General features: G+C 42.1%; 10 protein-coding genes, 1 rRNA gene and 1 other annotated feature (1 of these 12 cut by a window edge). All 11 genes read right to left on the minus strand.

All coding sequences use genetic code 11. The features are described from left to right. Positions 1-184: a binding site (T-box leader), on the minus strand (it extends 47 nt beyond the left edge of the window). Beyond that, on the minus strand, positions 184-1635 hold the full coding sequence (gltX, locus tag JJ692_RS01575) for a glutamate--tRNA ligase (RefSeq protein ID WP_034621521.1): 1452 nt from the start codon (positions 1633-1635) through the stop codon (positions 184-186). (Overlaps the previous feature by 1 nt.) 94 nt (positions 1636-1729) lie before the next feature. Next, entirely contained in the window at positions 1730-2206 is a 477-nt protein-coding gene (gene ispF, locus JJ692_RS01580) for a 2-C-methyl-D-erythritol 2,4-cyclodiphosphate synthase (RefSeq protein ID WP_103132747.1), read from the minus strand. 3 nt (positions 2207-2209) lie between these two features. Beyond that, positions 2210-2899 (minus strand): 2-C-methyl-D-erythritol 4-phosphate cytidylyltransferase, encoded by a 690-nt coding sequence (gene ispD / locus JJ692_RS01585; protein WP_206534147.1) that lies wholly within the window; start codon positions 2897-2899, stop codon positions 2210-2212. 13 nt (positions 2900-2912) lie between these two features. Next, positions 2913-4013, minus strand: a complete 1101-nt coding sequence (locus JJ692_RS01590; RefSeq protein WP_206534148.1) for a PIN/TRAM domain-containing protein — start codon at positions 4011-4013, stop codon at positions 2913-2915. A gap of 153 nt (positions 4014-4166) precedes the next feature. Next, positions 4167-5246: a DNA integrity scanning diadenylate cyclase DisA gene (gene disA, locus JJ692_RS01595; protein WP_024425581.1), complete on the minus strand. Its 1080-nt coding sequence runs from the start codon at positions 5244-5246 to the stop codon at positions 4167-4169. A gap of 2 nt (positions 5247-5248) precedes the next feature. Beyond that, a complete protein-coding gene (gene radA, locus JJ692_RS01600; RefSeq protein ID WP_025092231.1) occupies positions 5249-6628 on the minus strand; it encodes a DNA repair protein RadA in 1380 nt (459 codons plus the stop codon). Positions 6629-6721: 93 nt separating this feature from the next. After that, positions 6722-9157 carry an ATP-dependent protease ATP-binding subunit ClpC gene (clpC, locus tag JJ692_RS01605; protein ID WP_007496263.1) on the minus strand — a complete coding sequence of 812 codons (2436 nt, stop codon included), beginning with the start codon at positions 9155-9157 and terminating at the stop codon, positions 6722-6724. Continuing rightward, positions 9154-10245, minus strand: a complete 1092-nt coding sequence (mcsB, locus tag JJ692_RS01610) for a protein-arginine kinase McsB (protein WP_024425579.1) — start codon at positions 10243-10245, stop codon at positions 9154-9156. The genes clpC and mcsB overlap by 4 nt, the downstream gene beginning before the upstream one ends. A gap of 4 nt (positions 10246-10249) precedes the next feature. Next, positions 10250-10807 (minus strand): protein-arginine kinase activator protein McsA, encoded by a 558-nt coding sequence (gene mcsA / locus JJ692_RS01615; RefSeq protein WP_024425862.1) that lies wholly within the window; start codon positions 10805-10807, stop codon positions 10250-10252. A 14-nt stretch (positions 10808-10821) separates the two neighbouring features. Further along, entirely contained in the window at positions 10822-11286 is a 465-nt protein-coding gene (locus tag JJ692_RS01620) for a CtsR family transcriptional regulator (RefSeq protein ID WP_003217184.1), read from the minus strand. Positions 11287-11463: 177 nt separating this feature from the next. Then, positions 11464-11579 (minus strand): 5S ribosomal RNA (gene rrf, locus JJ692_RS01625). Between the last annotated feature and the right edge of the window lie 45 nt (positions 11580-11624).

Consider the following 11624-nt stretch of genomic DNA (forward strand, 5'->3'; position numbering starts at 1 on the left):
TTATCTTTCAGCCTTCTCAACTTAATCCCATAACGGAGGGTACCGCCCTTGCATACTAACGTACGTGTTCCTCAAGGGTCTTGAGGGTGCATTTCCAATGTCTGCCCATAAGTCTCTTTCAGCCGGTGGAGACTCTTTCTGTGATGGACGAGTACATTGTACTTCTCCCTCGCAACGATTTCCTTATATTTGTTTAATGCGGTTTAATACCGTTTCTTTACCTAGTAATTCAATACTTTGCGGAAGTTCTGGGCCATGCGTTTGTCCTGTGACAGCCACACGAATCGGCATGAATAGTTTCTTGCCTTTATGCCCTGTTTCTTTTTGTACCGCTTTAATGGCAGCCTTGATTTCATCAGGTGTGAAAGACTCAAGCTGTTCAAGCTGACCTGCAAAAGATGCCATCACTTCTGGTACTTGCTCCTCTGCTAGAACTTCCTTTGCCTCTTGATTATACTCAATTTGCTCCTTAAAGAACAACTCTGTTAACTCAACAATTTCCGCTCCGTAGCTTAATTGTTCGTGATACAGAGAAATAAGCTTGCGTACCCACGTGTTTTCTTCTTCAGTCAGCTGCTCACTTACCTTGCCTGCTTTTTGAAGATGCGGAAGTGTTAGTGCCACAACCTGATCAAGATCAAGTGCTTTCACGTATTGGTTGTTCACCCATTTTAGTTTATGCATATCGAATAGAGCTGGTGACTTAGAAAGTCGGTTTACATCGAAAATGTCGATGAATTGCTCTTTTGTAAACAGTTCTTCTTCGCCTACTGGAGACCATCCAAGTAATGCAATGAAGTTAAACAGGGCTTCAGGTAAATAGCCTAAATTCTTATATTGCTCGATGAATTGAATAATTGATTCATCACGTTTACTTAATTTCTTGCGGTTCTCGTTCACAATCAACGTCATATGTCCGAATAGCGGAACCTCCCAGCCAAATGCATGAAAAATCATGATTTGTTTAGGGGTATTTGAAATATGATCTTCTCCGCGAAGAACGTGAGTCATTTTCATCAAATGATCATCCACGGCTACGGCAAAGTTATAAGTTGGCGTGCCATCTTTTTTCACAATAACAAAGTCACCAATGCCGTCTGTTTCAAATGAAATTTCACCTTTGACCATGTCGTCAAATTTGATGATTTCTCCTTTTGGCACTCGGAAGCGGATGCTTGGCTCTCTTCCTTCAGCAATCAGTTTGTCCTCTTCTTCTTTTGATAAATGACTGCATTTACCAGAATATCGAGGCATTTCACTGCGGGCGATTTGTGCTTCACGCTCTGCCTCTAGCTCTTCAGCCGTACAATAGCACTTATACGCCAAGTCCTTCTCTAACAGTTCGTCATAATATTTTTTGTAAATATCATTACGCTCTGATTGTCTGTAAGGACCGTAACCGCCATCTTTATCAATGCTCTCATCCCAATCAATACCGAGCCATTGCAGGTGGCGAAGCTGGCTTTCCTCCCCGCCTTCTACATTACGCTTTTGGTCCGTATCCTCGATTCGAATAATAAATTTGCCGCCTTGGCTGCGTGCGAACAAATAGTTGAAAAGAGCCGTTCTAGCATTCCCAATATGTAAATGACCAGTTGGACTCGGTGCATAACGAACACGCACTTCATTTCCCATGAGTTTAACTTCCTTTCATCTGCATCATGTTGTCTGACACCAATTTTTTATAAACGTATTTTATCATCAAAACCTATTCTCATCAAAATGGATTTTACTTTTTCTGAAGAAGCACTGTTGCCTGAGAGGCAATTCCTTCTCCTCTTCCTGTAAATCCGAGTTTCTCTGTCGTTGTTGCTTTGACATTCACCTGTGTGACATCTGCCTCAAGCGCTTCTGCAATTTTCTCACACATTGGTTGTATGTAAGGTGCCATTTTTGGCTTTTGCGCCATGATGGTGCAGTCAATATTCACAAGAGTGTAGCCCTTTTCTTTCACAAGTGCCCACACATGCTGCAATAATTTAAAAGAATCTGCATCCTTAAACTCAGGATCTGTGTCTGGGAAATGTCTGCCGATATCTCCTTCAGCAATCGCACCCAGGCATGCATCTGCCACTGTGTGAAGCAGTACGTCAGCATCTGAATGCCCTAGCAGTCCCTTTTCATAAGGGATGGCGACCCCACCGATAATTAGAGGTCTTCCCTCTGTTAATTGATGTACATCAAAACCTTGTCCTATTCTCAACATGATCTAGTACCCTCTTTCCGCATCCATAATTGCCTTGGCAACCAATAAATCATCCGGTGTTGTCAGCTTAATATTGGTATAGTCTCCTTGGACAATATACACATTCTCACCTTGTAATTGTTCAACAAGACTGGCGTCGTCTGTTCCAAGGAAGCCTGTCCGCTCCGCATATTCATGCGCCTCTTTTAAAATAGAATGACGAAAAGCTTGTGGGGTCTGGACTGCCCACAAGCTCTGACGTTCAATGGTTTGTTCCACTTTGCCTTCTTGAACGCGTTTGATTGTGTCTTTCACTGGTACCGCTACAACCGCGGAGCCTTTTTCAATCGCCGCTTTAACGAGCAAGTCAATCTGTGTATGCTTAATAAAAGGCCTTGCCCCATCATGAACAAGCACGATGTCCGCATCTTTCACAGCCTTTAATCCTTCGTATACACTTTGCTGACGTTCTTCACCGCCAGTGACAAGTGAAACAGGCGTTTGAAAAGCGTGTACCCTGAGTAGCCTTTCAAAGTCTTGACGCTCCTCTTCATTGATCGCTAGGATCATTCGTTTGCATTGCGCATGAGCGTCAAACACCTTTAGTGTATGAATGATGACCGGCATTCTTTTCAGCTCAATAAAAAGCTTATTGCGGCCGGCCTTCATTCGTTTCCCCTGCCCCGCAGCCGGAATAACTACTTCATAATACATGTTCGTTCTCCCTTTAGAGCGCCTTCTCCAGAAGTTTTGGCTTCGCAAAAATCATTCTTCCAGCAGCAGTCTGCAGCACACTTGTGACGAGCACATCAATGTCTTTTCCAATGTAATTGCGTCCTTCCTCGACCACAATCATCGTCCCGTCATCTAAGTAAGCAACACCTTGGTTATGCTCTTTCCCATCTTTGATGACCTGTACCTTCATTTCTTCCCCAGGCAGTACAACCGGTTTAACGGCATTGGCTAGATCATTGATGTTTAACACTGCTACTTTTTGAAGTTCGCATACTTTATTTAAATTAAAATCATTGGTCACAACTACACCTGAAGTTAATTTCGCCAGCTTCACAAGCTTGCTATCAACCTCTTGAATGTCTTCGAAGTCACCTTCGTAAATTTCAACTTTGATATCCAATTCTTTTTGAATACGATTTAAAATATCAAGACCTCTTCGGCCTCTATTTCTCTTTAATACATCTGAAGAGTCTGCAATATGCTGTAATTCCTCGAGTACAAATTGAGGAATGACCATGACACCTTCTAAGAATCCAGTTTGGCAAATATCTGCGATTCTTCCATCAATGATAACACTTGTGTCTAAAATTTTCAGCTTTTTATCTTCTATTTCAGGTTCATCATCAGCTGCTCCTTTTTTCTTTGTGACCTTTGCAGATCGGGAGAACAGCCCTATCATTTCATCCTTCTTCTTAAAGCCTACCTGAAACCCAAGGTATCCTAAAAAGAAAGCCAGGAAAATCGGAATAATGGTACCAAAAATATGATATGGGATATTGTTTAGCGGGATCACGTTTACAATAAGATATGCTAGAATAAGTCCAAATACTAATCCGAAACTTCCAGATATAAGATCAGGAAGAGGCGCCTTCAATAGAGAATCCTCGACCCATTTCACCCAATTTACCACATAACCTGTGCACCATTTACCAATGATGAAGAACACAACGGCTCCTATTAGTGCTGAAGAGTAAGCATTTGTTATGAAAGGTATGTCCTTTACATTTAAAAGCAGAAATAACTCTGGAATGATAAAAATCCCCACAACTGCACCCAAAATGATAAAAAACGCCTGAACGATTCTTTTTAACATACCTTCACCTCCTTTATTTTTCATCTGTCAATCCACCTTCATCTGACATTGATATATGTTTAAGTTTCCTATCATGAGCAACAGAAAACAAAACCATCATTAATATACCCATATTCATCCATTTTTAACCGTAATAGAGAAAAATTTCTCTTCTTAAAGCTGACGGTCAATGTAATGTTTTTCTTGTAACCTTTTTAATCCTTTTTTTATCTTTTTCGCTCTTACTTCTCCAATTCCTTCTACTTCATCCAATTCTTGTACATCCGCTTCCATAATTCGATCTAGCACACCGAATGCTTCAACCACATTTTCGACGATTGGCATTGGCAGTCTAGGGATTTTATGGAGCAATCTGTATCCTCTTGTGTACACATATTCGTCAATATTTGTAGAAGCTGGATATCCAAGTAACTTGTACAGAATGGAATCATCTAAAAGCTCAAAGCTCGACATATCTTGAAGTTGTTTAAGCAGTACATACGGATCTTTGATCTTTTCTTTCACGTAATCTTTAATAAATAAAGCCGCTTCCTGCTCCATGTCTGTAATCAGTTCATTGACCTGCAGACGAATCAAGTGTCCCTCTGTTCCAAGCTCTTTGATATACATATTGATTTCATTTTTGATTCTGAGTACCATTTCGTAGCGGTGCAGCACGGATAATACATCCCCAAAGGTCACAAGTTCTTCGAATTCTAGGGCGCTTAATGCAGAAATGGCGTGATCTAAAATCGTTTTATATTTCTCAAGTGTTTGAATGGCTTGATTCGCCTTTGTTAAAATAAAGCCAATATCTTTCAGCGTATAACGACGATTCCCTTGGTATAAGGTAATGACGTTCCTCCGTTCAGAAATAGCAATGATTAAGCAGCCTGTCTGCTTTGCTACACGTTCAGCCGTCCGGTGCCTCATGCCAGTTTCCGATGAATGGATGGTTGCATCTGGCATCAGCTGTGTATTCGCATACAAGATTTTTTGACCAGAATCGCTAAGAATAATGGCCCCATCCATCTTCGCCAATTCATATAAATGTGCTGGGGAGAAGGCTGAATTAATGTGAAATCCTCCATCTACTACACTCTTTACTTTGTCATTATAACCAACAACAATGAGCCCGCCAGTATTGGCTCTCAGGACGTTTTCAATTCCTGCCCGCAGAGGTGTTCCTGGTGCCACAAACTGTACAATATCTAAGAGATCGAGTTCTCTCGCTCCTTTTTTCTCTTTTTCCATTTCTATGATCCCCCTAGTGAAATTCGAAGTGCCTCCGCTACATTTTCTACACCAACTAACTCAATCCCTCTCGGCTTTTTCCATCCGTCTATATTTGCCTGAGGAATAAACATTCGCTTAAATCCTAGTTTTGCAGCTTCCTGCACTCGCTGTTCAATTCTTGATACTCTTCTGACTTCTCCCGTCAGACCGACCTCTCCTATAAAGCAATCCGCTTGATGCGGCGCTGCATCTTTAAAGCTTGATGCAATACTCACGGCAATAGCTAAGTCAATCGCCGGTTCGTCAAGCTTCACACCACCTGCGACCTTTAAATACGCATCTTGGTTTTGCAGCAGCAGCCCCACGCGTTTTTCTAAAACTGCCATGAGCAGCGATACTCGATTATGATCAAGGCCAGTGGCCATTCTTCGCGGATTCCCAAAGCTTGTCGGGGAAATTAATGCCTGTATCTCGACAAGTACGGGTCTTGTTCCTTCCATTGAGGCAACAACACACGAACCAGATACACCTGCCGACCGCTCTTCTAAAAAGATTTCTGATGGGTTTAATACTTCCGTGAGCCCTTCTTCTCTCATTTCAAAAATTCCCAATTCATTCGTTGAACCAAATCGGTTTTTGACCGCCCGTAAAATACGAAACGTATGATGACGCTCGCCTTCAAAATAAAGAACTGTGTCCACCATATGCTCTAAAAGGCGTGGACCTGCGATCGAGCCTTCTTTGGTCACGTGACCAACGATAAAAATAGGAATACCATTTGTTTTGGCAATCTTCATCAGCTGCGCTGTACATTCCCTAACTTGAGATACAGAGCCGGGAGCTGACGTAATATCGCTTTGATAAACGGTTTGAATCGAATCCACCACAACAAAAGCAGGTTTCATCTCCTGTATAGCAGACGTTATATACTCCATATCGGTTTCAGCCAAAACATGTAAAGAGGCGCTTTCAATGCCAAGGCGGTCCGCTCTTAGCTTCGTTTGTTTAATGGACTCCTCACCAGATATGTATAACACATTCTGATTTTTGTCTGAGAGCTGTGCTGATACTTGTAATAACAATGTGGACTTCCCAATCCCAGGATCTCCGCCGATGAGAACAAGAGAACCTTTGACAATTCCACTTCCTAATACTCGGTTAAATTCTTCTAAATTTGTTTTAATTCGGGGTTCTTCGGATGTTTCAATTGCAGATATAGGTGAAGGTTTTTGAATGGTTTGAACAGAATGATTAAAAGCACTTCGACGGTTTGCCGGCTCTTTGCGAACGACCTCTTCTGTCATACTGTTCCACGTGCCGCAGCCTGGACATTTCCCCATCCATTTGGCTGACTCATAACCGCACGATTGGCATATAAATTTTGATTTTGTCTTAGCCATAGATTGAAGAATACAACTCCTTATACTGGTCAGAAAATAAGTAAAGGGAGGCATACACCTTACTGGTATGCCTCACACTTTTTTCTTACTATATTAGTTCGTAGCAGCCGTCGCTTTTACGACAATTTCTCCATCTTCCACATCTAATACGATATGTTGACCTTTTTCAATATTCCCCTTCAGAAGCTCCTCAGAAAGTCGATCTTCTACATGCTTTTGAATCGCTCTTCTTAACGGACGCGCACCGTACTCAAGATCTACTCCTTCGTCGGCAATTTTCGCTTTTGCTGCTTCCGTCAATTCAATTGATAGGTCTTGTTCTTTTAATCGTTTTGTCAATTGATCAGACATGAGAGACACGATCTCTTTGAGATGTTTCTTCTCAAGCGAGTGGAAGACAATGATTTCATCAATACGGTTGATAAACTCAGGTCTAAACGCACGTTTCAACTCGCCCATCACTTTGCCTTTCATATCCTTGTAATTTTGACTTTCATCCTGCACGTTAAAGCCAACATATTTATTGCGCTTCAGCTCACTAGCTCCAACGTTTGATGTCATGATCAAAATCGTATTTCTAAAGTCAACGGTACGCCCTTTAGAATCAGTCAGACGACCATCTTCTAACACTTGTAGTAAGATATTAAATACATCTGGATGCGCCTTTTCAATCTCGTCTAAAAGAACGACAGAATAAGGTTTTCTTCTCACTTTTTCAGTCAGCTGTCCACCTTCATCATAGCCCACATAGCCTGGAGGTGACCCAACAAGTCTGGATGTAGAGTGTTTCTCCATGTATTCAGACATATCAATACGGATCATTGCTTCTTCATCACCGAAAATAGACTCAGCGAGTGCTCTTGCAAGCTCCGTTTTACCAACCCCTGTTGGACCCAAGAAGATAAAGGAGCCGATTGGACGCTTCGGATCTTTCAGGCCAGCACGCGCACGTCTCACCGCTTTTGCTACAGCGACAACCGCTTCATCCTGTCCGATCACGCGAGAATGAAGCAATTGTTCCATGTTCAGAAGCTTATCTGTCTCCGTTTGAGCAATTTTCGAAACAGGCACTCCCGTCCAGCTGGAAACGACCATTGCGATATCATCTACAGATACCTCTGAATTCTCTTGTCCCTGCTTTTCTTTCCATGATTTCTTTGTCACTTCTACTTTTTCACGCAAACGCTGCTCTGTATCGCGAAGAGAAGCTGCTTTTTCAAATTCTTGACTTTGAACTGCCGCATCCTTTTCCTTGCGTACTTCATCCAGCTTTTGCTCTAACTCTTTTAGGTTAGGCGGTGTCGTGAACGAACGTAAACGGACTTTCGAACCTGCCTCATCAATTAAATCAATCGCCTTATCTGGAAGGAATCGGTCGGAAATATAACGGTCAGACAGCTTCACCGCCGCCTCAATCGCTTCATCTGTAATAGACACACGGTGATGTGCTTCATACCGGTCTCTAAGCCCTCTTAAGATTTGAATACTTTCATCAACAGACGGCTGATCTACTTGAATTGGCTGGAAACGTCGTTCAAGCGCAGCGTCCTTTTCAATGTATTTACGGTACTCATCTAACGTTGTCGCTCCAATACATTGAAGCTCACCACGTGCTAAGGATGGCTTCAAGATATTAGACGCATCAATCGCGCCCTCTGCTCCACCAGCACCAATGAGTGTATGAAGCTCGTCGATAAAGAGAATGATATTTCCTGCCTGGCGAATTTCGTCCATCACTTTTTTCAAACGATCCTCGAATTCACCACGATATTTCGTCCCAGCTACAACAGTTCCCATATCCAGTGTCATCACTCGTTTATCGCGCAGGATTTCAGGCACTTCGTTATGAATAATTTGCTGTGCAAGACCTTCTGCGATGGCTGTTTTACCAACACCAGGCTCACCAATCAGCACAGGGTTATTTTTTGTTCTTCTACTTAGAACCTCAATGACACGTTGGATTTCTTTGCTTCGGCCAATGACAGGGTCCAAGCTGTCCTCTTTTGCGATAGCTGTCAAATCTCTCGCCAAGCTATCTAGTGTTGGTGTATTTGCATTGCTATTAGAGCCGGCCGCAGATGCACCTGTTTCATTGCTTCCAAGCAGCTGCAGGACTTGCTGACGTGCTTTATTTAAGCTCACTCCGAGGTTATTTAAGACACGGGCAGCGACACCCTCTCCCTCACGAATAAGACCTAATAGAATATGTTCTGTCCCTACATAGGAATGACCTAGCTTTCTTGCTTCATCCATTGAAAGCTCAGTGACCTTCTTCGCCCTAGGCGTATAATGAGGAATAGCTTGAGACACCTCTTGCCCTCTTCCAATCAAGCTTTCGACTTCTTTTTGGATTTTATCTGAAACAAGGCCCAGTGCTTCTAACGCTTTGGCAGCGATGCCCTCACCTTCACGTACAAGGCCAAGTAAAATGTGCTCAGTACCTATGTTCTTATGGCCTAGGCGAATGGCTTCTTCTTGTGCAAGTGCTAATACCTTTTGAGCTCTTTCAGTGAATCTTCCAAACATCATATCGTTTCATCCTCCTGTCCATTCCTATGCATTTCTAAGCGCAGCCTTTCTCTAATAATCGCTGCTCGTTTTATATCTCGTTCATTTGGCTCCAAGGCTCCTCCTGAATATTGTTGAAGGAAGCCGGGCTGAGTCAAAATCATGAGTTCATTCAGTATATTACTTGAAAGCCCCTTAATGATACCTAAATCAATTCCAAGCCGCACATCTGACAAACACTTTGCTGTTTCCTTTGATTCAATCATACGACAATTGGCCAAAATCCCTAAGGAACGGTACACTCTGTCCTCAAGTTCAATTTTAGATGTTTGATATAAAGCTTTTCGTGCAGATCGCTCTTGTTCAATGAGCTGAGCGGTCACACTATTCAAGTCATCTACAATGTCTTCTTCTGATTGACCAAGTGTCATTTGATTTGATATTTGAAAGATGTTTCCTATTGCTTCGCTGCCCTCACCATAAATTCCTCTGACCACAAGACCTAATTGATTAATGGCCGGAATAATCCGATTCATTTGTCTTGTGAGCGCTAATGCTGGTAAATGCATCATGACCGAAGCCCTAATACCTGTACCTACATTGGTCGGACAGCTTGTTAAGTATCCTCGCTTTTCAGAAAACGCATAATCCACTTGCTCTTCAATCCAGTCATCTACCTGATTAGCCGCTTTTAATGCATTGGCTAGCTGAAAACCTGGGAATAAGCATTGGATTCGAATATGGTCTTCTTCATTCAGCATCACACTGATTTCTTCATTTTCAGAAAGCAAACAGCCGCCAAATCTTGATTCAGCTAAATTGGGGCTAATCAAATGCTTTTCAACAAGTACCCTCTTTGCTAAAGGCTGCGTTTCATTCATTCGAATCAGAACAAAGTTTCCAATGTCCTTCACTTCCTGGCTAGCAAACTTTTGTTCGAATTGCTGGAGAACAGCTTCAGCTTCAGCTTGAGAAAACTGAGTTGGGAAACGAACATGCTCTAGATTGCGAGCTAGCCGGATACGACTGCTTAGAACAATGTCACTTTCTGGTCCTTTTTGTTTCATCCACTGACTTAGAGCGTCTTGAATAAAATGCTGGAGCGACATGTCGTTAATCTCCCTCCCTCTGCTGAGATTGCTCATGCTCTAATGCACGAATTTGATCTCGAACTTCCGCTGCCTTTTCAAACTCTTCCTGTTCAATCAGCTGCTTCAGCTCTTGCTGCATTAACTCAAGTTTCCGGCGGACATGCAGGCTGCCGGCAATTCGTTTAGGGACTTTTCCATTATGGACTGTATTTCCACTATGGACTTTCCGTAAAACAGGGTTCAGATACTGATCAAATGTACGATAGCATTCTGCACAGCCAAATCGGCCTGTTTTTCTGAACTGCTGAAAGGTTAAGCCACACTTAGGACATTGATCCACTTCTTTCGCTTCTTGAAAAATAGACGAGCCCTTGTTAGCACTTGTGGTGAAGCTAGGATCAATATTCAATAAGCCTGATAATAAGTTGTGAATCGAGAAACCTTGGTTTCCACTCATAGCATATGAATCACTGTTTTCTTTTGCACATTGTTCACATATGTGCATTTCTTGTTTTTCTCCATTTATAACTTTCGTAAAGTGAAAAGTGGCTGGTCTCTCATTACATTCTTGACAAATCAATCTTTTCACCCGCTTTACTTTAATTTCAAAGCATTTAACATCGCTTTCATCATCCGAGCCCGCAGTTCATCTCGTTCAGGTAAATCAATATGCAATACAGAACGGTCCATGACACTTATCATCATCTTAGCTTCTCTTTCAGATAAAATGTTATTTTCAACAAGACGCATGATGATATGATCAGATGCAGCCTGTGATAAACGATGATATATTTGGGAAATAATATTGTTCAATAAGTCGACTTCATCATTCATTTTGACTTTAATGATGCGGATATAGCCACCGCCGCCACGCTTACTTTCAACGATATAGCCTCTCTCGCTCGTAAAGCGTGTATTGATAACATAGTTAATTTGTGAAGGTACGCATTGAAACTTATCTGCAATTTCATTGCGTTTAATTTCTAATATTTCTCGACCGTTCTGATCCAAGACTTCCTTCAAATACTGCTCGATGATATCAGAAATATTTTGTGCCACTCCGCCTCCTCCTCCATTGACTTTGACTATATTTGACTTTAATCTTACTATAAATTTTTTCGATCGATTTTTCAAGATAATCGCTCAACTAACAATATTATTTCCACATTTATATGGTGTCAAACCTCCCAAAAACACAAAAAAGACCAGTTCCGACTGGAACTGATCCTTATAGAAGCTTGGCGGCGTCCTACTCTCACAGGGGGAAACCCCCAACTACCATCGGCGCTGAAGAGCTTAACTTCCGTGTTCGGTATGGGAACGGGTGTGACCTCTTCGCTATCGCCACCAAACCTGATGGAGAGAATGTTCTCTCAAAACTAGATAACAATGTTCAT

Origin of the sequence: Bacillus sp. 3a, assembly GCF_017161885.1 — a bacterium.
Taxonomy (GTDB): Bacteria; Bacillota; Bacilli; order Bacillales; family Bacillaceae; genus Bacillus; species Bacillus safensis.